The organism is Thiospirillum jenense, from assembly GCF_014145225.1.
GTDB classification, from domain to species: Bacteria; Pseudomonadota; Gammaproteobacteria; order Chromatiales; family Chromatiaceae; genus Thiospirillum; species Thiospirillum jenense.
In genome coordinates this window covers 1-24270 of the sequence record NZ_JABVCQ010000027.1, presented here as the reverse complement: position 1 = coordinate 24270, position 24270 = coordinate 1, and the positions used below count along the sequence as shown (strand labels likewise).

Below are 24270 nucleotides of genomic sequence, written 5' to 3'. Positions count from 1 at the left end.
TGTGCTATTTTAATCATTTGCTCGCTGTACCCGCAATAATAACGCCAACAACCCAAGTAAAATACTTGAACTTAGCATAAATAAATGCAAATTAACAGCGCCCGCCAGTGCGGCGGTGGCTTTAATACCTAAAGGCAATACAGCAGCGACCAGTGCTAACTCATAAGAACCAGCGCCTGCGATTCCATGAAATGGTAACACGGATGATAATTCTGCGCCAATGACTCCAGTGAGTACCTGCCAAAAAGTGATCGGTAAAAAGTGTTGCAATACGGTTGTAAATGCGATGAATTTTGTGATCCAACTCAACGCTGTCCATACATAAAGACGAATCATTTTTATCGTGTCATCTGGCGCCGCATTGGCGATTAATAACACACCACGTTGCCAATAGTTAAGCACAATTTGTCCACGCCAACGTTGACCAAAACTGGCAATCCACCGCTGTGCTAATAATAAGAATAGCCACAATAAAATGGCAAATATCCATAACCACGAGGGTTGAACTAACCACAGAATGAATAAACCAGTGAGTGCTAAAAAATGCAGGTCAAGCAAACGAATCCAAATAAGTGATGCGCCGGCAGCAAAGATATTGTGATTAAAATACCGCTGCATAAGCCAGGGAAAAACGACTTCACCTAATCGCATGGGTAATAATACATTGGCGGTTGTGTGCAGAATAGATAAGCGCAAAGTTGTTTTAAAACGTCTGCGCATGAGCGAATAAAAATCGTCATAAATACGCACCGCTCGCAAGGTGTAACTGATCGCCATACATCCGAATAGAATGAAAATTGTTGATAATGGAAGAGTGCGCCAGGGAGTGAGTAATTGACTCCAACCAATGGCATATTCGACGAGAATGATTAAACTAAAGAGCAATGCACTGCCAATGAACCAATCACGGCGGCGGTGACGCTGTAATGGGTGGGCGGGGGCTGACGTCGGCGGTGATGCTTGACGGTTAAAATGAAACATCTATTTTTAATCTCAATATGAATACACTGCTGCTGTGCCGGGCGGGCGGGTTTTGAAGCGACGATGCACCCAAAAATACTGTGCCGGCATGGTATGCAATTCCGCTTCAATCAATTGATTCATACGCGCTGCATCGGCAATGTCATCCCCGCTGGGAATGTCTAATAATGCGTCACCAAAGCGTAATTCTAATCCCATTCCCCAGGGTAAAAAACGTGCATACGCGGGAATGATACGCGCTTTAGATAATTGTGCTAAACGCCCTAATGTCGGCACAGTTGCGGCGGGCATACCGCAAAATGGCACGAATACACCACGCCGTTTGCCGGCATCCTGATCTGGTAAATAAAATAGGGGAGTACCGCGTTTTAATTCGCGTAATACAGGGCGCAATTTGGCATGACGTTCAATTGGTATACTGCCGAATCGGGTGCGACCATATTTGACTTGTCCATCAATGATTGGATTGCGCAAGCGTTGATACATGTACATTCCAGAGTGAACTAATGCGGTGAATGCGGTGCCGCCGAGTTCTAATCCAATAAAGTGCGGTACTAATACAATAATGGGTTGTTGTTGTGCGAGATAAGTGTCAATAATAGCGCGATTTTTAATACGCACAATGCGAGATAAGCGGCGGCGTGAACTATACCAACTTATTCCCTGACAGACTGCGGCTTGACCAAGATAGCCAAAGTGTTGGCGAATTAAACGGCGCCGTTGTTTTTCATTTAATTCGGGCAAACAAAATCGAATATTGGTTAGTGCGACATGTCGGCGGCGGCGATTAAAAAAGTATAGTACCTGTCCGATGCTGTAACCGCATAATGCAAGAATTGGAAAGGGTAGATAAACGAGTAAGCGTAATAACCCAATGAGCAGCCAAGTTGGCCAGTGTTTTAATGTCAACAATACTGTTCTAGTCGCACTGGTCATTAAATTTAATCATTTAGAAGTATTGAACACTGATTTGCTGCATGAGTTTATCATGTCAACTGATTAGGTGTGTCGAATTGACGGATGATGTCAAGGCAGGCATTGCCATAATGCGTCAATTTATATTCACCCATGCCGCTTAATTGCGCTAATTCGGCAAAATTATTCGGCCGTTCTAATACCATGCGCGCTAATAATGCGTCGTGAAAAATGACATAGGCTGGCACATCTTGCTCTTGTGCTAATTCACGCCGCAATTGCGTTAATGCTTGCCATAATGCTTGATCGGCGGGGGTGAAATTGGCGGTGAATACATTGACGGAGGTACGAGTGCGCTGCCGCTCGCGCCGTGGCTGGCGTTTTGATTTAATGGGTAATGAGTCTTGGCGTAATAACAATGCTTGTTCACCGCGCAACACCGGACGGGCTTTTTCGGTTAAATGTAGACTGTTGTGTTGCGTGACATCTACTTTAACTAAACCGCGCACAATCAATTGGCGAAAAATAGATCGCCATTGTTGTGGATCAAGATCGCGCCCTAAACCATAGACTTTTAATTGATGATGTCCGTATTGTTCAATACGCGGCTCCTTGTCGTTTGCGCATAAAACATCAATAAGATAATTCACACCGAAGCGGCTGCCAGTGCGATGAACTGCGGATAACGCTTGTTGGGCAGGTAGAGTAGCATCCCACGTTTGTGGTGGGTTTTGGCAATTATCGCAATAACCGCAGGTGGGCGGGGTGTTATCACCGAAATACGATAATAGGATATGACGGCGACAAGTGGTTGCTTCGCATAAACCAATTAACGTGTCTAATTTGCCGCGTTCTATTTGTTTTTGTTGTTCATCAGCGTGCGAATCTTCAATGAATTTGCGCAGTAATGAAATGCCGTATGTACTGTATGATAACCATGCATCAGCGGGTTGTCCGTCACGCCCTGCACGGCCAGTTTCTTGATAATAGGCTTCAATACTTTTGGGTAAATCTAAATGGGCGACAAAGCGCACGTCGGGTTTATCAATACCCATACCAAAGGCAATGGTGGCGACAATGATGATGCCGTCTTCTTGTAAAAAACGCGCTTGATGTTGACTGCGCATGATGGTTGATAAACCGGCATGATAGGGTAATGCACAGCGGCCGTGTTCGGTTAACCAGGTGGCGACATCTTCAGTTTTTTTACGCGATAAGCAATAGACAATGCCGGCGTGATTGGAATGGTGTGTGTTTAAAAAACGCCATAGTTGACTGCGGGCGTTGCTGTATTGGTGGATTTGATAGTGGATGTTGGGGCGATCAAATCCGCTAATGAATAGTTGGGCGGTTTGTAAGCCGAGTCGTTGGCGAATGTCTAAACGGGTTAATTCATCGGCGGTAGCGGTGAGGGCTAACCAGGGAATGTGTAGCGGTAATAAACTGCGAAGTTGTTCTAATTGGAGATAGTCGGGGCGGAAGTCATGTCCCCATTGTGATACGCAGTGGGCTTCGTCAATTGCTACTAAACTGAGTGGAACTTTTTTTAATAACGTGAGGGTGTGTTCGGTGAGGATGCGTTCGGGCGCGAGGTATAATAAATCTAATTGTTGTTGAATAAAGGCGTGTTCAACGGCGCGGGCTTGGGTGGGGGTTAAACTGGAATTAAGAAAGGCGGCGCGGATGCCGGCTTGACGTAATGCGTCAACTTGATTTTGCATTAACGCGATGAGGGGGGAAATGACAATTGCGGTGCCTGGACGGAGTAATGCAGGTAATTGATAGCAAAGTGATTTGCCACTGCCGGTGGGCATTAAAACAATGGCATCACCACCGGCGCACACATGGGCAAGGATCGCGGCTTGTTGTCCACGAAAGCTATGATAACCGAAATGTTGGCGTAATAGCGTGAGTGGGGTTGCCGACATGTGTGCTAATACAGTTGGGACGGGTTGATCTAATTTAAGCGAATTCACCTTTGAATGGTTCTAATACCGCGTCGAGGTTTAAGCCGTCGCAATAATCCATGAATTCTTCGCGCAGTGTGGCAATATGCGTATCGGCGGGAATGCCAATGGTCATGTGAACAGAGAACATGGGGGTGCCGGTATGCGGGGCGGGGTAAGTATTGGTGGACATGTCTTCGATGTTAATATCACGCTCGGCGAAAAAGCTGGCGAGGTTATTAACAATGCCGGGGTGATCCATTGCCACGACATCAACAATATAGGGGATTTTATTGCCGACTTGTTTGCGTTCGCCGGTGCGTTTGCTAATAATGGTTAATCCCAATTGGCGTTGCAATTCTGGCAATAGATTTTCTATTTTAGCGAGCGTATTCCATTTGCCTTGGACGAGTAAAATCGCGGCAAAATCATCGCCTAAAACGGTCATGCGGCTGTCTTCAATACTACAGCCGTGTTCTAAAATCACTCGGGAGAGGCGGTTGACGATGCCGGGTTGATCTTCGCCCAATGCGGAGAGAACGAGGTAGGTTTTTTGTGTACTCATGGGTAGTTAGCGTCATGGTGTCAAGGATACGCGCAGGGGCACCCGCGCCGCGTTTTGCGTATTATCGCATACCAGCGCGACCTGTCACGGTGATTTAGGTGGCGGCGGTGCGATTGGTGCTGTCTATTTAATAACTTGATTTAATCAGGAACGCGGGCGGATAAACCGATTATTATTTTCTAACTCAGTTTGTGCCCTATTTTGCCAAGTAAGCACCGGTAAAGTGATGATGTGTTTTATTGTGAAGATGACCGATTGGTTGCCGGGGAATATCATTGTTTTTATTACTCATCAATTCGATCCATGCGCGATGATTTTGCAAAATAACAGCGCGTTATCATTGCGTGGTGATGATGTGAGCGGCGCACCGCTGGTAGTTTTTTTTAACAAAAAAGTGTATTATTAAGAGACTTTTTGCGGCGGGCGCACTCCCAACTGGCTGACTTGCCACTGGGCAACAAAGTCCGTAGCCTTACTAGATTTTTTACTCGGCACGGTCTGCGCCGCCCCTGCGGTTTTATTTTCACAACTACCGTGTCACCGACAATACAAAGGAGGCGGGATTTTCTCCGTGTAACGCACCATGACAACGAATTTTGAGCAAATGCGGTTTAATATGATTGAACAGCAGGTCAGGCCGTGGGAGGTGTTAGACGAGCGCGTTTTGAATGTGCTGGCGGCATTCCCGCGTGAAGATTTTGTCCCCGCCGATTACCGCAATTTGGCGTATGCCGATATTGAAATTCCATTGGGTGATGAGCAGTCAATGTTGCCGCCGCGCATCGTTGGCCGCCTGTTGCAAGCCCTCAACGTCCAGCCCGGCGAGCAGGTGCTGGAAATCGGCACCGGCAGTGGCTATGTCACCGCCTGTTTGGCGCAATTGGGGGGTCAAGTGCGCAGTTTGGACATCAATCCGATGCTGGTGGACACCGCCTACAGTCGCCTGGCAGCGCACGAGTTGGGCTGGTTATCGGTGCAAACTGCCGACATTTTCGCGGCCGATACCCCCATTATTGGCGCACCTTTTGACGCCATTGCCGTCACCGGTTCGCTGCCCGATGAGACCGCCGTCGCGTATTTGATCGCACAATTGACCCTTGGTGGACGGTTATTTGTGGTAATTGGTCAAGCGCCGCTGATGCAAGCGTGGCTCATCACCCGCCTATCTAACGGCGACATCCAGCGCCAGCAGTTGTTTGAAACCTGCATTCCGCCACTGTGTAACGTCCCGCAGCCAGGTAGTTTCGTTTTTTAATCATGTGAGTTGTTAAACCATGCGCCAACTGATGCCCTCAGAACTTGCCACCTTCCTGCGTACCAGTCCCGAGCCACCGTTGCTGCTTGACGTGCGCGAACCCTGGGAATTCAGCATTTGTCAATTCGACAATGCGCAATTGGTGCCGATGCGCCAAATTCCCGACCTATTGCCCACCCTTGATCCAGATCGCCCAGTCGTGGTCATTTGTCATCATGGCATTCGCAGTCAACAGGTCGCTCGTTATCTAGAACACCACGGTTTGCGGCAAGTCATCAATTTGCGTGGTGGCATTGATGCGTGGGCGCGAGAAGTGGATTTCAGTATGCCAACGTATTAATGACAGAATGATTGGTTTGTTTATTGATTGTTAAATGATGTAATTAGAGGATAATTGATAGTATGAGTAACCCCGCCTCCATGCCACTGTGTTATAGCTCAACTGCGCAATTGTTAATCATTGATGCGCAAGAACGTCTGGCAGCCGCCATGTCGCCTGACGAATTAGCGCGTGTTGAAACCAATATGCTGCGGCTGGTGACAGCGGCCAAGATTTTGAACATTCCAATTATTACCACCGAACACAACTCAGCCGGCTTGGGCAAAACCATCTCTAAAGTGCGCGAGCAATTACCCGCGCAAGTGGTTGCCACCGAAAAAAGCTGTTTTTCTTGTTGCACCGCCGCCGGTTTTGAACGCAATTTGACCAATGAACCCAAGCGCAAACAGGTCGTCATGGTCGGCATGGAGGCGCACATTTGCATTATGCAAACCGCCTCAGGTTTATTACGCTGGGGTTATCAAGTCTTTGTCGCCGAAGACGCCATTTGTTCACGTCATACCACCCACCGCGATAATGCCATTCAAAGAATGCGCCACGCCGGCATTCAAATTGTCAATACCGAATCGGTCGCATTTGAATGGGTCGGGGATTCAAACAGCGAAAACTTCCGCGCCGTGTGGGAATTATTCCGCCATACTTAAGCGTCACACATTTTAAGCGTGACATGACCGTAGGATGCGGTGAGCTTGCAAACCGCATCATTCGCATAAATGTTTCATGTCATCGCGCATTACACCCCGTTATGTTAAATAAATAAGGCGCTAATAATTCAAATAACCGCCCCGCCGCCCCGCGATTATCCACAACCACCCGCCGCCCGCGCTCGCCAATGGCACTGCGCTGCGCCGCATCCCCCAACCACTGCGTCAAACAGTCAGCCAACGCCGCCGCCGTTGTCACCTGCACCGCCGCCTGCTCTGCCAGCAATAACTGCGCAACTGCTTGAAAATTAAACATATTCGGCCCAAATGTCACCGGCACACCCACCGCCGCCGCCTCCAACGGATTGTGTCCGCCCACGTTCACCCAACTGCCACCGATGAACGCCGCATCAGCAGCGGCCAGCAGCGCGGGCAATTCACCCATCGTGTCGCCCAAATACACCGCCTCGGCCGCCGTGCAAGGTTGATTGGCACTGCGCCGCGCCAGCGTCAACTCAGCGCGTGTGACCAAATTGGCCACACGCTCGAACCGTTCGGGGTGACGCGGCACTAAAATCAGCAACGCGCTTGGGTGCTGGCGCAAAATCAACTGATGCGCGGCCAAAATTGCCGCCTCTTCGCCCTCGTGGGTACTAGCCGCCACCCACACCGGGCGATTTGTCCCCCACACTCGCCGCAATGCTTCGGCACGATCCTGCAAACTGCCCGGCACGTTTTGATCGAACTTGAGGTTGCCGATCACCGCCACCTGAGCGGCATCTGCGCCTAATTGCACGAAACGGGCGGCATCGGCGGCAGTTTGCGCGGCGATCAGGTCGAATTGCTGCAACGTGGTGCGGGTGAATGCGCCGAGGCGGGCGTAGCCGTGTGCCGAGCGCGCTGACAGGCGGGCGTTGACCAGCACGACGGGAATGCGGTGCGCGGCGCAGGTGTGGAGCAGATTTGGCCAAATTTCGGTTTCCATCACCAGCACGAGGCGCGGCTTGACCTGCGCTAAAAATCGCCGCTGCGCCGCGGGGAGATCGAACGGCAGGTAATGATGTTGCACCCGTTGCCCAAATAACTCGGTCAGCCGCTGCGCCCCGGTCGGCGTGGTGGTCGTGACCAGTAGCGTCAGCGGCGGGCGGTGATTGAGCAGGTGACGAATCAGCGGCTGCGCGGCCTGCACCTCGCCAACCGACACCGCGTGCAGCCACACGTCGGCGGCGCTGGCGTGATCGGATAACCCGCGGCCCAGTCGCTCGGTGATGCGCTGGCGGTAGGCGGGTGTGTGACGTGAGCGCCACAGTAAGCGTAATACCACAAGCGGTAATAATAAATAAAAAATGGCGGTGTACAGGTGGCGCATCATTATTGAACTCACGTTAGATCAACTGGTGTTTAACGAATTAAGTAAGCATGATGCCATTGATTGCGATACCATGCCAAGTGAATTGCATAAATAACAAACTGAGTGGCGCTGGCTAATAAAAATCGCAGTGCGCCCGCTCAGATGGCGGCGCGCTAAATCGAATGATTCATGTTGGCAAATACCGCCGGTTTATTCTTAACTAGACAGCGAAACATCGTCTGCATTATACTTTGCTGGCGCATTAGGTGACTGATAATACAATGGCGTTATCAGTTGAAATGGGAAGTCCGGTGATAATGTTGGACATCATTAAAACATCCAATCCGGCGCAGCCCCCGCTGCTGTAAACCTGACGGCGCCGCTCATAACCACTGCATTAACTATGCGGGAAGGTGCGGTGTCCGAATGATGGTGAGCCAGAAGACCGACCTAATGCGTTGTATTGGTGGGAGCCGCGGGGTGCGTTGCTCAAGCCGATCAGGCGTGTTGCATTATATTAAGTTTTTATTTAATAATACCGCGACCGCCGCCTGCTCTGCCTCAATAGGTGCGCCCCGCGTCATTATTCCCGCTTAATTCTCCCGCACCCGTGCGTATTAAAGCGCATGTTATTATTGAGGTTAATTCAGTATGCACATCGAACCCGGTTATTTATCCGCCACCAAAATATTAGCTGCGAATGTCGCCGCAGTTGGCGTATTAACCCCCTGGCTGCCGCCGTTATTTAAACAACCCTTGTTAATTCCCCGCACCATTTTGGCGGCATTATTCTTCTCGCTGTTCATGGAGAGTTTTCATTTACCGGTGGGCGCATCCGAATTGCACTTTGTCGGTGCCATGCCGATTTATATTCTGTTTGGTTTAATTCCAACGCTGCTGGGATTTGCACTCGGTTTATTGCTGCAAGGTCTGTTATTTGAACCACAGGATTTAGTGCATCTTAGCGTCAATACGCTGTCATTGGTGCTGCCGTTAATTGCCGTGCATTATGGTTTGGGACGGCGTATTACCCAGATTACTATTCCAACCATTCTCAAATTGGACGGCGCTTATTATACTGGCGTGACTCTGATGGTCGGGTTTTGGCTGCTGATCGGCAATGAAGCCGTCGCCCTCTCTAATTGGGCATTATTTGCCGCATCCTATATTGCACTGGTGATGCTTGAACCGCTGTTCACTTTCGGATTAGTCAAGGTATTACAACCGCATCTTGACCGCCCGATCCTGCGGCAGTTAATTACACTTCCTACCCGCGCTTAATCATCCCGCATTATGAATGGCACAGTCTGGTTTGTTGGTGCGGGGCCGGGTGATCCCGATCTCATTACCGTTAAAGGGCGGCAGTTAATTAGCCAAGCGGACGCGATTCTTTACGCCGGTTCATTAGTGGATGCTGCCGCACTTCAATACGCTTCAGCGCACTGTCAGCGGCAGGATTCAAAAACCATGACGCTGGACCAAATCACCGCATGGTTAATGAATGCAGCGCGTCAATATAAAACGGTGGTGCGATTACAAACCGGTGATCCCAGTCTTTATGGTGCGTTAATTGAAATGACGCGCCCATTAACTGCCGCCGGTATTCATTGGCAAGTGGTGCCTGGCGTCACGTCCGCCTGTGCCGCCGCCGCCGTCGCGCAGGAAAGTTTGACGCTGCCGGCGGTGACTCAAACGGTGATTTTGACACGCATCGCCGGCCAGACACCGATGCCAACTCGTGAACAATTGGCGCAATTAGCCGCACATCAGACCAGTTTGTGCATTTATTTGGCCGCAACCCAACTCGACGCGGTGGCGAACGCACTGCTCGCCGCCGGTTGGGCCGCGACCGCGCCGGTGGTGGTCGTTCACAAGGCGACCTGGTTAACGCAGCAAATTGTGCGCGGTTGTATTCAAGATATTGCCGAAAAAACGCGGGCGGCTGGAATTGAAAACCAAGCAATGGTGATTGCCAGTCCGACCCTCGGCGCGGGCAATTGGCCAGAGATTACTCCCTCCAAACTGTATGATGCAGAATTCACACATCAATTCCGTTCTTCACTCGTTTGTGGCGATGAATAATAGCGCTTATTATTGAATTCCGCATAGACACCAACGCATTCTGTGCGTGATTTATTACAGTCACGCCCACTGCTTTCATTGGCATTGCAATGCCAACTTTGTTGAAAATAGCCGGCATCATTCTAAACTATTTTTACTGCTTAACATCCTTGATGTTTTAGCTTCACCGTCATCACTTTAATTGCAACACCTCACGATGAATACTGCAAAACTGAATCTGTTAATTGTCGGTCACGGCACCCGTTTTCATGGCGGCAATAGCGAAACTCATGCATTTATTGCGCAATGGCAATTACGTCATCCCAGTTGGCAAATCACCACCTGTTTTATTGAATACGACGATGTTTTATTGGATAACGGATTAGATCAGGCTGCGGCACACGCATCGCAAGTGCGCGTGATTCCATTGATTCTTAATGCAGCGCGGCATGTCAAATTAGAAATACCCGCCGCCATTGCCGCGGCGCGTATTCGGCATCCGCAGCATCAATTTGAATGCGCACCGCATTTAGGTATGGGGCATGAAGTGTGCATGATGTTACAACGTCAATTGCAACAGTTAATGACCAATTGCGGTATGCCTGATCCACGCACCACTGGCGTTATTTTACTCGGACGCGGTTCATCAGATGCCAGTGCGAATGGTCAATTAGCCAAAATGGCGCGCTGGTTATTTGAAGATAATGACCACGAGTTAATTGATTTAGCCTTTACCGGCATTACTTGGCCGCGATTAGAAACGGTGGTACAGCGTCAAATACGCTTGGATATGAAACAAATTATGATTTTGCCCGCATATCTATTTGCTGGGCGACTAACCGAGCGCATTGCATTACAGGTTGAACGCCTGCGTCATCACTATCCCACTGTGACTTTTGCACTCGCTCAACCATTAGGAACAGATACCGCTTTATTTGATTTATTAGACAAGCGGGCGTGTCCTGACAAACACATCACGAATGAAGATGACACGCTATTATTGTGCGATGGCTGTCCGTATCAACCTAATTAAATAGGCGTTAGTCACTGCACAACTGCGCTATTTCATTAAACAACCGCAACGCTAGGACATTGAGAAATGAAAACCACCGGTTTTTTTGATAATCATTTCACCATCGCCGGCAGTGAAATAGAACGTGAATCCTTTGCAATTATTGATGCCGAAGCGGGCGCACACACTTATTCACCTGAGCAATGGCAAGTGGTGCGACGTATGATTCACGCCACCGCCGATTTTGAATTAAATGGTTTAACCCAATTTCATTATGCTGCAATTCCAGCAGCCACGGCCGCGCTGCAACATGGCACAGCGCGGACACTCATTGCCGATGTGGCAATGATTGTGGCAGGGTTATCAACCTCGCGTATTCAACAGTTTCATTTAAAACCACATCAGTTTATTAATGATGATGATGTCATTCAAGCGGCGCACCGTGAAGGTAGCACTCGTGCCACGCAAGCGATGCGCAAAGCCGCTCGTTTGGGATTATTAGATAATGCGTTAATTGGTATTGGCAATGCACCAACGGCGCTGTTAGAATTATTGCGGTTAATTGATGAAGAAGCGATTCGACCGGCGTTAATTATTGGAATACCAGTGGGATTTGTCGCGGCGGCTGAATCAAAAATACAATTAACAACCGTTATGGATGTTCCCTGGATTTCAGTTAAAGGACGCAAAGGCGGTTCAACGCTCGTGGTGGCCGCGTTTCATGCGTTATTTGCATTGGCCAATACACATGATTAAACTGTTTTAATTGCGCAATCAGTGTGATTGCAATCATCTATTTTGCTGCGTGATTGTACTCGTCGTCTTAACATTTGACCAGTATTCTATTATGCCAATTGCCTGGAATGACATTCAACAGCGGGCGCTGCAATTTGCGCGTGAATGGGAGCAGGAGACGTCCGAACAGGCCGAAAGTAAATCATTTTGGGATGGTTTTTTTCATATCTTTGGCGTATCCCGCAAACGCATTGCCAGTTTTGAACATCGCGTTAAAAAGATTGACGGACGTGATGGCTATATTGATTTATTGTGGAAAGGTCAATTATTAGTCGAACAAAAATCACGCGGTAAAGATTTAGACGCCGCATTTCAACAAGCGACAGATTATTTTGCTGGATTAAAAGAATATGAATTACCGCGTTATGTATTAGTGAGTGATTTTGCGCGGTTTCGTTTATATGATCTGGAAAATAACACGCAGCATGAATTCGTATTAGCTGCACTGTATCAACACGTTCAGTTATTCGGATTCATTGCCGGTTATCAAACCAACGTGTATCAAGAACAGGATCCGGTGAATGTCAAAGCGGCGGAACAAATGGGGTTATTGCATGACCAATTATTAGACGCTGGCTATTGCGGGCATGAATTAGAAGTGTATTTGGTGCGTTTGGTGTTTTGTTTATTTGCTGATGCCACCAGCATTTTTGAAGTTAATCAATTCCGTGATTTAATTGTCAACCGCACTACTGAAGATGGTGTCGTACTCGGTCATTGGTTAGCGCATGTGTTTCAAGTATTGAATACCCCGCGCAAACAACGTGGACGACATTTAGATCAACAATTGGCGGCATTCCCGTATATCAATGGACAGTTATTTGCTGAACCCTTACCCATCGCGTCATTTAATTGGGAAATGCGCGCATTGTTATTGCGTAGTTTTCGTTTGAATTGGGGGAAAATTTCACCCGCCATTTTTGGCGCGTTATTTCAATCAGTGATGGACACGGCGGCGCGGCGGCAATTGGGCGCGCATTACACGACTGAGCAAAATATTCTCAAAGTCATTCGCCCATTATTTTTAGATGAATTACGCGCTGAATTCGAGCAAATTAAAGCCGATAAACCGCGTTTGTTTGCATTCCAACAGCGTTTGGCGAATATAAAATTTCTTGATCCAGCCTGCGGGTGCGGCAACTTTTTAGTCATTGCCTATCGAGAATTACGGTTATTAGAATTAGAGATTTTGCGCGTTTTATTTGGTGATAATCATTCCATCGCAATTGCACCGTCAATTGGCGTTGGTGAATTCAATGTGTTGTGTAATATTCAGCAGTTTTATGGCATTGAAATTGAAGAGTTTCCCGCACAAATTGCGCAATTGGCATTGTGGTTAATGGATCATCAAATGAACCTGCGCATTTCAGAAGAGTTCGGCCAATATTATGTGCGCATTCCATTAACGCAATCCGTCACGATTCATCACGGCAATGCGTTGCAATTGGATTGGTGCGATCTAATTCAACCGGCCGAATTAAGTTTTATTCTGGGCAACCCGCCGTTTGTTGGCAAGGCGTATCAAACGGTTGAACAAAAACAAGATTTTTCAGCGGTATTCCACGATGTCAAAAGCGCGGGTAATTTGGATTATGTTGCCGCGTGGTTTCGCAAAGCAACCGATTATATGCGTCACAATCCCGCTATTAAAACCGCCTTTGTTGCCACCAATTCAATTACGCAGGGTGAACAGGTCGGCGTGTTGTGGTCTGATTTAATTCAGCGCGGGGTGAATATTCATTTTGCACACCGGACATTTCAATGGACGAGTGAAGCCAGTGGTAAAGCAGCGGTGCATTGTGTGATTATTGGTTTTGGGTTGCATGATGTGGCACATAAACGCCTGTTTGATTACGCAACGGTGCAAGCTGATCCAATTGAAAAACCCGGCGCGCACATCAATCCTTATTTAATTGATGCACCAACCTGTTTATTAGAAAGTCGGCGAACGCCACTCTCGAATGTTCCCAAAATGATCTTTGGATCAATGCCAAATGATGGCGGACATTTGCTTTTGTCAGCGCAAGAAAAAGCAGAGTTATTACAACAAGAACCGAATGCTTTACAATACTTAAAACGTTTTCTTGGTGCAGAGGAATTTATTAACGGTATTGAACGCTGGTGTTTATGGTTAATGAATTGCCCACCTGAACAATTAAAACGAATGCCGACAGTTGCGCATCGCATTAAAAAAGTGAAGCAACATCGGCTAAATAGTTCGCGTAATGCGACCCAAAAACTTGCGCATTTAGCAACGTTATTTGGAGAGATTCGCCAACCTGAAAGTGGCAATTATTTGCTAGTACCAAGAGTGTCATCTGAAACGCGAAAGTATATTCCGGTTGGTTATATGAACAGTGATGTGATTTGCGGTGATGCAAATTTAGTGATTCCAGATGCCGCGCTTTATCATTTCGGTGTTTTAACTTCTGCTATGCACATGGCATGGGTGCGCGCCGTGTGCGGGCGTCTTGAAAGCCGCTATCGCTATTCCATTAACATTGTTTATAATAACTTCCCGTGGCCGGATCCAATCAGCACTCGTCAGCATGATAAAATTAGTCAAGCGGCGCAGGCGGTATTAGATGCGCGGAATCAATATCCTGAATCATCACTCGCCACCCTGTATGATCCGGTATTGATGCCGCCGGCGTTAATAAAAGCGCATCAGCAATTAGATCGCACCGTTGATGCCGCGTATTCTAAACAAACATTGCAGAGCGATGCCGAGCGGGTGGCGTTATTATTTGAACGTTATCAGCAATTGACGGCGCCAACTCATTCGCGGCATTCGCCAATAAAACCGCCGCCCGCATTGAATGATAAAGCCAGCGAATTGGAATAACAAATGATTTACAGGTTTGCCCAGTCGTGTTAAAACCAACGGCGCCGGCTTTTTTTCTAAACCAACCGTAACCACATAGAATAATCGCGTTGTGCACTGCCGATCTGCCCGCTGCATCCGGATCGCGTATTTAGCCACCGCCGCGATCTGAGTTGTCACTAAACTATTTGATTTAACACATATTTTTGCTGTTTTTTAACCCTAACCATTGGAGACCTGCTGCATGACCCAACTGCGCAAAACCGCCCTCGCTGTCGCCTTCGCCACGCTCGGCGTTGCGGCCGCACCACTCGCGTTCGCCGCTGATGCTACCCCGGCCGCGCCGGCGCCGGCTGCTGCTACCACAACGCAAGCGGCACCACCCGCCTCACCTGCGGATGCCGCCCGCGCTCAGATGGAACAGCGCCATGCCGAAGCCCGTGCCGAGCGTGATCGTCGCTATGAAGAATTGCGCAAATATGCCGCTGGCTTGGGCTTTGAAATGCCCGATTTGCCCGCGTCACCTGAAAGAATGCAGCGCATGACGCCCGAAGAACGGATGGCGATGCGTGAAAAACGTTGGCAGGAAGCGCGTGCGCGTGCCGCCGCGCAGGGAATTGACATGCCAGAGACGCCGCCCTGGAAGGCTGCGGCGGAACGGCGTCAAGCCATGAAGGAGCAATTTGACAAATATCGTGCCACGTTGGATCAGTTGACGGCGGAGCAAAAAGAGGCAGTGGAGGCGGTATTTGGCCCGCTGCCGGGCAAAAATGGCTTTCCGCGTCATGGTTTTCCGCGCAATTGGGATGATGTTCCCTGTCCAAATCACGCCCCGATGGGTGGCAATTGGCAAGGGCCGCCGCGTGACATGATGCCGCCGATGGGGATGCCGTATTACCCCGCGATGCCGCAACCGCCTGCGCCGCCTGCCGCCCCTACAACCAATTAATGCGCTAATCATGCGCTGACCTCGACGCGGGCGGGTGGTTTAGTCCGCGTCACTCATATCACTTTTGATTCATCTTTCATTCACCTCAGGATGAATAGTCATTATTAAAACGCCTTAACTCGTCAAGGCCGCAAAGACCGCCGGCAACCGTTCGGGTAATTTCTCCACCCGATCCACAATTGAATAGGCATTCTCACCAAATAACCGCGCCACATAACGGTCGGCGTGTGGGTCTAACGTCAAACAATAACTATAAATCCCGCGCATTCGCAATTCATCTACCGCTTTTTTCGTATCATGCCGCAAGTATTGTGGATCACGTTCATCAATATCGGCCGGTTCACCATCGGTAATAATTAAAACTAACCGCTTTTGTGCCGGTTGTTGACTAATATGCCAACCGGCGTGACGCAATGCCGCGCCCATTCGCGTTGATAATCCACCCGTCATTCCAGCTAAACGGGATTTCGCCGCATCATCATAGGATTGATTAAAATCCTTAAACCGATAGTATTGCACATTATGTCGCCCATCCGATGCAAAACCATGCACCGCAAACCGATCACCAATAGCATCAATTGCCCACGCTAATAAACCGGTTGCCTCTCGCGTTAAACTCAAAATACTGGGCGCGTCTTCATAGCCCGGTTCACCTTGTTTAATCCCGACTTTTTCATTAGTTGAAGCGGACAAATCCATTAACACGAGAATCGCTAAATCACGAATATGGCGCGTAATCCGAATGTTAATGCGTGGATTAGGCATAATCCCGCGGCGAATATCAATCATCGCCCGCACCGCCGCGTTCAAATCCAATTCTTCGCCTTCTTCATAGCCCCGCCGCCGCACAATTCCCTGCGGTTGCATGGCATCAATTAAATGCCGAATACGACTAGCGACGGGACGGTATTTAATTAAAATCTCATCCATCATCATCGGATCAGCGCGTAGTTGACGGCGCTCCATAACCGTTGCCCAATCGGGACGCGATAATTGCACCTGATAATCCCATTCGGGGTAATGAAATGGCTCTGAAACTGGCTCCTTCCCCTCCAATTCATTAATGGTGCAGCCTTCTTGATCGAGCCAAAATGGTGTGGTTAAACGCCAAATCTCTTGCGCATCGTCACCCGCCAATTCGCAATCCACTTCATTAACCATTTCCATCACACTCACGGTACGGCGCACCTGCTGATGCGTAGTAGGTAAATAATCAATACCGCGAGTGACAAATAAGTTTTCATTAAATTCCCATACATAGCGATTATCATCACGATACGGCAGTGGCCAGTTTTCTAATACGCGCAAATTGGGTAGCGCGACACTTTGCACAATCGTATTATAAAAGGTCACGCCAAATTCCCAACTCAACCGATTATCCGTTGCGCGAGTGTCTAATGCGCGGTGAAAATCAAATGCGGTATCGTTAATGATTGCCAGTTCATCACGATAATGCGGATCAAGCAGCGCCTGCGCCAGGCGTAACATGATGTCCAGCATCGGGTGTAATTCAATTGAATCATCGGCGGGTGTTAATGGCGCGGTGAAATAAATCAACCACAATTTACGCAAGCCGGGGAAATCGCGTATTGCCAGTGCTTCAATCCGCGCATCCTCGAATAATTCGACAAATTTCATTTGCGCCGGTCGCAATTCCTGCGCACTTAATGGCTGCGTGGTATAAACCAAATGCGCGGCGGCATGAGCGGTGGCAGCACGATAAATCTCCGTGCCGGCAATACCGCGCCAAGTATCAAAGGCATCAGGTAAATGAATCTGGAAATCAGTAATAAAGGGTTTTAATCCTTGCCGTGACTCATAATCACCCGATGTCGGGCGCATGAAAAACGCCCGCGCCCATAATGCGCGCAAATAAAAATTCAATTTACGCTGCTGGTCAACAAATAACGTGCCGCGCCGTTCTTTTTGCAAAACCGCCCGCGCTGATTCGGTTTTCAATCCGAAATACGCCAATTGACCATCGAGATCACGCGCATGAGCCTGAGCGCCCCACAATGCCCAGCGCCGCAATCCACCGAGCGTCAATTTCGATAATAACTCATCAATGTTTTCCATCATTGGCCGCAAGCCACGCGGTGCTTTACCGGCCAATTGATGTAATAGATTCAAATAACCACGCAATACATCCGCATCGCCTAAACGACTGGCCGCTAATGGCAAACTCGCCATTATTAACGTCACCACCGTGCCCGAGGTGTGCGACGATAATTTCATTAACGCGCTGACGACTTCGGCAATGATGTCTTCACCAACTTCTTTCGCCACACCGGGCATTTCTTGAATATATGTCAAGACCAAATCGGCACCTTTATTCAACCCGCACATGGCTTTCATGCCAGTTAGATAATGCTCTAAACCGTGTGGTGACATAATTCGTGCGGCTTCGTGATAACTCGCTTCAAGCGTTTGCTGATACTCGTGTTGAGCATCCGTTTTCAAGCAAAAAGCATAGGCGCTGAAATCAACTGTCATAATAAAAGCCTCGCCGTGTTAGCCAAGTGCTGTGCATTGGTATTTAATTAAAAGTAGGTGTTGACAGCCGCATCCAATGTATCGCGCATATCAGGATCATCCGTTAATGGCCGCACTAACGCCATTTGACACGCCGCTTGCGGGTTAATCCCTTTACCAATTAACTGCGCGGCATAGACTAATAAACGGGTGGACATGCCTTCATCTAATCCATGCCCTTTCAAATTACGGCTGCGCTGCGCCACCTGTACTAATTTCTCGGCAATAGCACGCTCAACCTGACCTTCATGCGCGACAATTTCCATTTCAATGTCGGCGGTTGGGTAATCAAAATCTAATGCGCCAAAACGTTGTTTGGTGGATTGTTTTAAATCCTTCATTAAACTTTGATAGCCGGGATTATAGGAAATGACGATTTGAAAATCAGGATGCGCGGTGACTAACTCACCCTTTTTTTCTAATGGCAAATTGCGGCGATGATCGGTGAGCGGGTGAATGACAACGGTGGTATCTTGCCGTGCTTCGACCACTTCATCTAAATAACAAATCGCACCAATGCGGGCGGCAACGGTTAAGGGTCCATCTTGCCATTTCGTGCCATTAATATCTAATAAAAACCGCCCGACTAAATCCGACGCGGTCATGTCTTCATTACAGGCGACGGTAATTAACGGTTTATTGAGTTTCCACGCCATGTATTCAACAAAACGCGATTTACCACAGCCCGTCGGGCCTTTTAACATGACGGGCATTCGGGCGGCATAGGCGGCTTGATACAATTCAACTTCATTATGGACGGAGCGATAGTAGGGTTCTGTTTTAATCAGATACTGATCGCAGTTGATGTCGCTCATGTGATACACCTCACGCTGGGGTCATGCAATAAGTCAATGCGTTTGACCAAAAAACTGGGTTAAAAACTGATTCGTATTGCAATAAAAAACCCCCGCCCGCTGGGGTGCGGCACAGGGGTTTTATTGTCAACATTTCAAGTGGTTTGAAATGCCGAATTAAACCGCCTTGCCGCGAAAGACCACCATTTCTGCGCCCTTTGACTGCGCATAATTATCAAAGCCAATTAAGCGCACATGATTATTCGGATGTGCTTTATGACAGGCTTCGGCTTCGGCCAGAATGGTATCAATATTGGTTTCGCCAAACATGGGTAATTTCCACATGTACCAATAATGATCGAACGCATTTTCTGGTTCGGTGTGTTCAATGGCTGGATTCCAACCCTTGCGCACAATGTATTCAACTTGCTTGCGAATTTGATCGGCACTCATCGCTGGCAAATATGAAAAGGTTTCAAATTTACGGCTGCTTGGATCGCCGAGGCTTGATTGATAGTCTTGCATTTCACTCATCGTTAGTACAACTCCACACGGATGCTAATGTTATGGTTGGCTATTCAGGTGGAATCAAACAGGTATTATCTAATTTTATTCGCACCTGAAATAACACACGGCACAAGGGGCTTATTTATGCGCCACGTCGAGCTTATCCACCGTATCGAATTCAAACTTGATTTCTTTCCAAGTTTCCATAGCAACTTTCAATTCGGGGCTACTCGCCGCTGCTTTCATTAAGACATCCTTGCCTTCTTTTTCAATTGCCACGCCTTGATTGCGCGCTTCAACGCAGGCTTCTAATGCCACGCGATTGGCGCAGGCGCCGGCGGCATTACCCCACGGATGGCCGAGCGTACCGCCACCGAATTGTAAAACCGAATCATCACCGAAGATAGTGACTAATGCCGGCATGTGCCAAACGTGAATACCACCCGAAGCAACAGCGAATGCGCCTGGCATTGCACCCCAATCCTGGTCAAAGAAAATACCGCGTGAGCGATCTTCTTTAACAAAGGATTCGCGCAATAAATCAATCCAACCGAGCGTGGATTGACGGTCGCCTTCTAATTTGCCGACAACCGTGCCGGTGTGTAAATGATCGCCGCCGGATAAGCGCAGGATTTTGGTTAAAACGCGGAAATGAATGCCGTGATGCGGATTGCGATCTAATACCGCGTGCATGGCGCGGTGAATGTGTAATAACACGCCATTGTCACGGCACCATTGTGCTAAACCGGTATTGGCGCAGAAGCCGCCGGTAATGTAATCGTGCATAATAATTGGCGCACCAATTTCTTTGGCGTATTCAGCACGTTTATACATTTCTTCTGGCGTCGGGGCAGTGACATTTAAATAATGGCCTTTACGTTCACCAGTTTCACGTTCAGATTTGTCAATGGCTTCCATGACAAAATCAAAGCGCTGCCGCCACCGCATAAACGGCTGTGAATTGACGTTTTCATCATCTTTCGTGAAGTCTAAACCGCCGCGCAAACATTCATACACAGCGCGGCCGTAATTCTTGGCGGATAACCCTAATTTCGGTTTAATGGTGCAACCCAGCATTGGGCGGCCGTATTTATTCATCATGTCGCGTTCGACTTGAATCCCATGCGGCGGGCCATTACAGGTCATTACATAGGCAATCGGGAAACGCACATCTTCTAATCGTAGGGCGCGCACGGCTTTGAAGCCAAACACATTGCCGACTAATGACGTGAAGACATTAACAACCGAGCCTTCCTCGAATAAATCAATTGGGTAGGCAATAAAGGCATAAAAGCAGGAATCATCACCTGGGACATCTTCAATCGCATAAGCACGCCCTTTGTAATAATCCAGATCAGTTAATAAATCCGTCCACACTGTCGTCCAAGTGCCGGTTGATGATTCGGCAGCAACAGCGGCGGCAGCTTCTTCACGCGGTACACCCGCTTGCGGGGTAATCTTAAAACAGGCTAATAGATCGGTATCTTTTGGCGTGTATTCGGGCATCCAATACGTTTCGCGGTATTCTTTGACGCCCGCGTGATAAGTTTTTGCCATGCGCGACAATCCTCTGCAAGGTTGAAAAATGAAAGCGTGGGTCAAGACGCTGCCAGACCGACAAGTCAGTTACCATTGCGTATTCACCGCTCGGTCAATAATGAGTGCTGAGGTAACTTAACTTGATGTCCAGTATAGACTGCCGTATCCTGTGCGCCACTAGATTGTGTTGATAATCAGTATAGGTGTTGATCTATACTGGCTGATGTGTACTCATGCGGTCGCTGCTGTGGCCGCAATAGAATAGATAACCGAATGACCAAAATTGAAGGAATTTTTGTATGCTCGATCCACGTTTATTAGAAATACTGGTTTGCCCCGTGACCAAAGGGCCGTTGATTTATGACCGCGAGCATTTGGAGCTGTTGTCGTTATCAGCCCGGTTGGCCTATCCCATTCGTGATGCGATCCCGGTGATGTTGGAGGAAGAGGCGCGTCACCTCACCACCGAAGAGGCGGAACAGTGGCGCAGTCATGCACCCATGTCTTAAATCGGCAGTGGACGTGAAGCAACATTGGGCGGCGGCTAACTCCCGATCACACACCAAATAAATTCAATAAAACCAAATAATTAACGAGATCAACGCGGGCGCCGTCAGCAGGGTAAATGCGGGTTGATGAATTTTTTTTTGCAAATACCGCCCAACCGTTGTAAATTAAACCTCGCCGCTAGTTAGGCTCTCGATTTTAGGAGTGGTAGTTCAGTCGGTTAGAATACCGGCCTGTCACGCCGGGGGTCGCGGGTTCGAGTCCCGTCCACTCCGCCATCTCTCTATTAACAACGGGGTATCCTATGCTGATACCCCGTTTTATTTTCCTCGATCAATCTAAATCAAATACCAACGGCTAATTTGTGCCATGTTGCAGCAGATTCGTGAGCGTGCGCAGGGATGGTTCGCGTGGGTGATTATCATCCTCATCAGCGTTCCCTTTGCACTATGGGGCATCCAATCCTACTTGGGCATTAGCAGTGAACCGCTCGCTGCCACTGTCAACGACACCCAAATCACCGAGTGGCAATTTAATCGTCGAGTGCAGCAGACTCGTCAGCAGCTGCGTGATCAGCTTGGCGCGGCCTACGATCCGCAGTTGTTCGGTGGTCAGGCTCTGCGCGAGCAAGTGCTGGCGCGCATGATTCGTGAAACGTTGCTGTTGGATGTTTCACACACGCTCGGCTTGGCGGTGTCAGATCAACTGATTCGTGGCGCAATTTTGGCCGAACCGGCGTTCCAGCATAACGGTCAATTTGATAAAGCCACTTACGAGCGCGTGTTGCAGCTTCAGGGTGCGACGCCAACAGCTTACGAAGATGACTTGCGCCAGCGGTTGCAGACGATGCAGTTGGAACGTGCGATCACGCGAACCGCATTTGCGACGACTGCCGATATTGATGCTGCCGTGCGTCTGTTGCGGCAACAGCGCACTGTGAGTTTTGTGCAACTGCCCGCCACCGCGTTCATGCCAAAAGAAGCGCCAACCGAAGCGGTGATGCAAAAATTTTATCAGGATAATCAAGCACTCTTTTCGACTCCTGAGCAGGTGCGGGTGAATTATCTCCAACTCTCGACCGCCGCCGCCCCGGCAAATTCCACGATTGATGAAGACACTTTGCGGGCGCGTTACACCGAACGGCTGGCCGAATTCACCACGCCTGAACAGCGGCACGTGCGCCACATTTTGTTGACAGTCCCCGCCGAGGCGGATGCGGCCGCGACTGAGGCAGTTAAACAACGGCTGTTGGAATTGCGCCACCGTATTGTGAACGGTGAAGATTTTGCCACAGTGGCTCAGGCGCAGTCGGAGGACACATCCACCGCCGCCAATGGTGGACAATTGGGTGAGGTGAAACTCGGAATGCTTGATCCGGCATTTGAACAAATGGCGTTTCAGCTTGCACCCAAGGTCGTGAGTGAACCTGTGCGCAGTCGGTTTGGGTATCATTTGATTGAAGTGACGGCGATCACGCCAAAAATTGTGCAAAGTTTCGAGGCAGTACGCGATCAGTTGGCGCAAGAATTGGCGAAAACTTCGGCAGAAGAGCAGTTTTTTGACCAGGCCGAGCGGCTGGCGACCTTGACGTATGAAACGCCAGATAGTCTAGTGCCGGCGGCGGAAGCCCTTGGTCTCAAGATCGAAACCAGTGATTGGATCACGCGCATGACGGGCGGGGCGGGGATGTTTGCTGATCCAAAAGTCATCGCCGCCGCCTTTAGTGATGAGGTGTTGAACCTCGCGCATAACAGCGAGGTGCTGGAGCCGGATCCCAGTCAAATGCAAGCATTAGTGTTGCGGCTTGATGAGCATCGCACGGCGGCGGTAAAGCCATTTGCCGACGTGCGTGAGCAAATTGTGAATAAAATTCAAGAACGTGCGGCATCTGACGCGGCCTTTGCGGCAGCGCAGGCGATGTTGGCGCGGTTACAACAGGGCGAGGAATTTGCGGCTGTCGCGCAACAGTTCACCGTGACCAGTGGTGGTGCAGTGTCGCGTAATAGTGACAAGGTGCCGGCGGCGATTTTAGATCACGCTTTCACATTGCCGCGACCTGCTGTCGGTCAAGCGAGTGATGGCGCTGGGCGGTTGGGTGCTGATGCGTTTGTGGTGCGCGTGACGGTGGTCGAAGATGGCGCGTTGGAGGCAACGGCGCAGGCGGAAGAGCGGCGGGTATTGACGGCGGCGCAGGCGCAGGCGCACTTTGAACAAGTTGTGGCTGATTTACAACGCCGCGCTCGTATTGAACGCAAGATTGCTGCCTTGACTGACAATGCCACGCATGATTAATGTCAAATGTTTGCAGCCCTGCGGGTCAGTGAATTGCAGATTATTTAACAGAATAAAACGTAGGAATTAAAACGGTGCGATTATAATGCACCCACTGAGTAGATTAAATACACCATGAATGAACAGATTATTCATGTCACTGATGCAACGTTTGAACAAGAAGTTTTGCAATCACCGCTGCCGGTATTGGTGGATTATTGGGCCAATTGGTGTGGACCGTGTAAAATGATTGCGCCTATATTGGCGGAGATCGCGCTTGAATACGCCGGACGTCTCAAGATTGCAAAAATTGATATTGATGACAATCGTGTTGTGACGGAACGATTTAATGTGCGCGGTATCCCAACCCTGATTTTATTTAAAGAGGGTGAAGCGGAAGCGATTAAAGTTGGCGCGGCATCAAAGTCTCAACTCATCGCATTTATTGAAAATAATTTGTGAATCGTCCATTATTTACTAAC

22 protein-coding genes, 1 tRNA gene and 1 riboswitch are annotated in these 24270 nt (G+C 49.0%); of the genes, 14 read left to right on the top strand and 9 right to left on the bottom strand.

Going from position 1 to position 24270, the window contains the following annotated elements; genetic code table 11:
- Window positions 1–9: 9 nt before the first annotated feature.
- Genes HUK38_RS11490 through HUK38_RS11475 form a run of 4 tightly spaced genes read right to left on the bottom strand, consistent with a single transcriptional unit; the run spans window position 10 to window position 4407 of the window.
- Window positions 10–981: a lysylphosphatidylglycerol synthase transmembrane domain-containing protein gene (locus HUK38_RS11490; protein ID WP_182584474.1), complete on the bottom strand. Its 972-nt coding sequence runs from the start codon at window positions 979–981 to the stop codon at window positions 10–12.
- Window positions 982–993: 12 nt separating this feature from the next.
- Complete coding sequence (locus HUK38_RS11485; protein WP_182584473.1) at window positions 994–1917, bottom strand: lysophospholipid acyltransferase family protein; 924 nt, start codon at window positions 1915–1917, stop codon at window positions 994–996.
- Window positions 1918–1967: 50 nt separating this feature from the next.
- Window positions 1968–3872, bottom strand: a complete 1905-nt coding sequence (gene recQ, locus HUK38_RS11480) for a DNA helicase RecQ (RefSeq protein ID WP_338065409.1) — start codon at window positions 3870–3872, stop codon at window positions 1968–1970.
- Window positions 3859–4407, bottom strand: a complete 549-nt coding sequence (locus HUK38_RS11475) for a glycine cleavage system transcriptional repressor (RefSeq protein ID WP_182584472.1) — start codon at window positions 4405–4407, stop codon at window positions 3859–3861. The genes recQ and HUK38_RS11475 overlap by 14 nt, the downstream gene beginning before the upstream one ends.
- Before the next feature lie 226 nt (window positions 4408–4633).
- Between HUK38_RS11475 and HUK38_RS11470 the strand changes: the two genes are divergently transcribed.
- The 4 genes from HUK38_RS11470 (at window position 4634) to HUK38_RS11455 (ending at window position 6646) form a co-directional block, all read left to right on the top strand.
- Window positions 4634–4813, top strand: coding sequence for a hypothetical protein (locus tag HUK38_RS11470; protein WP_238787618.1), 180 nt, complete (start codon window positions 4634–4636; stop codon window positions 4811–4813).
- A 177-nt stretch (window positions 4814–4990) separates the two neighbouring features.
- Complete coding sequence (locus tag HUK38_RS11465; RefSeq protein ID WP_182584470.1) at window positions 4991–5662, top strand: protein-L-isoaspartate O-methyltransferase family protein; 672 nt, start codon at window positions 4991–4993, stop codon at window positions 5660–5662.
- 19 nt (window positions 5663–5681) lie between these two features.
- Window positions 5682–6002: a rhodanese-like domain-containing protein gene (locus HUK38_RS11460; protein WP_182584469.1), complete on the top strand. Its 321-nt coding sequence runs from the start codon at window positions 5682–5684 to the stop codon at window positions 6000–6002.
- A 62-nt stretch (window positions 6003–6064) separates the two neighbouring features.
- Window positions 6065–6646, top strand: a complete 582-nt coding sequence (locus HUK38_RS11455) for an isochorismatase family protein (RefSeq protein ID WP_182584468.1) — start codon at window positions 6065–6067, stop codon at window positions 6644–6646.
- 79 nt (window positions 6647–6725) lie between these two features.
- Here HUK38_RS11455 and waaA read toward each other — a convergent pair whose 3' ends face one another.
- Window positions 6726–8018 (bottom strand): lipid IV(A) 3-deoxy-D-manno-octulosonic acid transferase, encoded by a 1293-nt coding sequence (gene waaA / locus HUK38_RS11450; RefSeq protein ID WP_202985555.1) that lies wholly within the window; start codon window positions 8016–8018, stop codon window positions 6726–6728.
- 226 nt (window positions 8019–8244) lie between these two features.
- Window positions 8245–8465, top strand: a riboswitch (cobalamin riboswitch).
- 183 nt (window positions 8466–8648) lie between these two features.
- On the opposite strand from waaA, the gene HUK38_RS11445 reads away from it, so the two are divergent.
- The 6 genes from HUK38_RS11445 to HUK38_RS11420 all read left to right on the top strand — a co-directional run bounded on the left by HUK38_RS11445 (window position 8649) and on the right by HUK38_RS11420 (window position 15638).
- A complete protein-coding gene (locus HUK38_RS11445; RefSeq protein WP_182584467.1) occupies window positions 8649–9278 on the top strand; it encodes an energy-coupling factor ABC transporter permease in 630 nt (209 codons plus the stop codon).
- 12 nt (window positions 9279–9290) lie between these two features.
- On the top strand, window positions 9291–10079 hold the full coding sequence (gene cobM / locus HUK38_RS11440; RefSeq protein ID WP_182584466.1) for a precorrin-4 C(11)-methyltransferase: 789 nt from the start codon (window positions 9291–9293) through the stop codon (window positions 10077–10079).
- Window positions 10080–10275: 196 nt separating this feature from the next.
- On the top strand, window positions 10276–11091 hold the full coding sequence (locus tag HUK38_RS11435; protein ID WP_182584465.1) for a sirohydrochlorin chelatase: 816 nt from the start codon (window positions 10276–10278) through the stop codon (window positions 11089–11091).
- Between the two features lie 66 nt (window positions 11092–11157).
- Window positions 11158–11826 carry a precorrin-8X methylmutase gene (locus tag HUK38_RS11430; RefSeq protein WP_182584464.1) on the top strand — a complete coding sequence of 223 codons (669 nt, stop codon included), beginning with the start codon at window positions 11158–11160 and terminating at the stop codon, window positions 11824–11826.
- Window positions 11827–11875: 49 nt separating this feature from the next.
- On the top strand, window positions 11876–14710 hold the full coding sequence (locus HUK38_RS11425) for a DNA methyltransferase (protein ID WP_338065408.1): 2835 nt from the start codon (window positions 11876–11878) through the stop codon (window positions 14708–14710).
- 223 nt (window positions 14711–14933) lie between these two features.
- A complete protein-coding gene (locus HUK38_RS11420) occupies window positions 14934–15638 on the top strand; it encodes a hypothetical protein (protein ID WP_182584463.1) in 705 nt (234 codons plus the stop codon).
- 114 nt (window positions 15639–15752) lie between these two features.
- On the opposite strand, the gene HUK38_RS11415 is transcribed toward HUK38_RS11420, so the two are convergent.
- From HUK38_RS11415 to HUK38_RS11400, 4 genes are all read right to left on the bottom strand, one after another.
- Window positions 15753–18131, bottom strand: a complete 2379-nt coding sequence (locus HUK38_RS11415) for a nitric oxide reductase activation protein NorD (RefSeq protein ID WP_182584462.1) — start codon at window positions 18129–18131, stop codon at window positions 15753–15755.
- A 47-nt stretch (window positions 18132–18178) separates the two neighbouring features.
- A complete protein-coding gene (locus HUK38_RS11410; RefSeq protein ID WP_182584461.1) occupies window positions 18179–18985 on the bottom strand; it encodes a CbbQ/NirQ/NorQ/GpvN family protein in 807 nt (268 codons plus the stop codon).
- Between the two features lie 156 nt (window positions 18986–19141).
- Complete coding sequence (locus tag HUK38_RS11405) at window positions 19142–19498, bottom strand: ribulose bisphosphate carboxylase small subunit (RefSeq protein WP_182584460.1); 357 nt, start codon at window positions 19496–19498, stop codon at window positions 19142–19144.
- A gap of 111 nt (window positions 19499–19609) precedes the next feature.
- Window positions 19610–21028 (bottom strand): form I ribulose bisphosphate carboxylase large subunit, encoded by a 1419-nt coding sequence (locus HUK38_RS11400; protein ID WP_182584459.1) that lies wholly within the window; start codon window positions 21026–21028, stop codon window positions 19610–19612.
- A gap of 281 nt (window positions 21029–21309) precedes the next feature.
- Between HUK38_RS11400 and HUK38_RS11395 the strand changes: the two genes are divergently transcribed.
- The 4 genes from HUK38_RS11395 to trxA all read left to right on the top strand — a co-directional run bounded on the left by HUK38_RS11395 (window position 21310) and on the right by trxA (window position 24250).
- Window positions 21310–21519, top strand: a complete 210-nt coding sequence (locus HUK38_RS11395) for a Trm112 family protein (protein WP_182584458.1) — start codon at window positions 21310–21312, stop codon at window positions 21517–21519.
- Between the two features lie 199 nt (window positions 21520–21718).
- Window positions 21719–21795: transfer RNA gene (locus HUK38_RS11390), tRNA-Asp, on the top strand.
- A 91-nt stretch (window positions 21796–21886) separates the two neighbouring features.
- Entirely contained in the window at window positions 21887–23809 is a 1923-nt protein-coding gene (locus HUK38_RS11385) for a SurA N-terminal domain-containing protein (protein WP_182584457.1), read from the top strand.
- A 114-nt stretch (window positions 23810–23923) separates the two neighbouring features.
- A complete protein-coding gene (gene trxA / locus HUK38_RS11380) occupies window positions 23924–24250 on the top strand; it encodes a thioredoxin TrxA (RefSeq protein ID WP_182584456.1) in 327 nt (108 codons plus the stop codon).
- The last annotated feature ends 20 nt before the right edge of the window (window positions 24251–24270 follow it).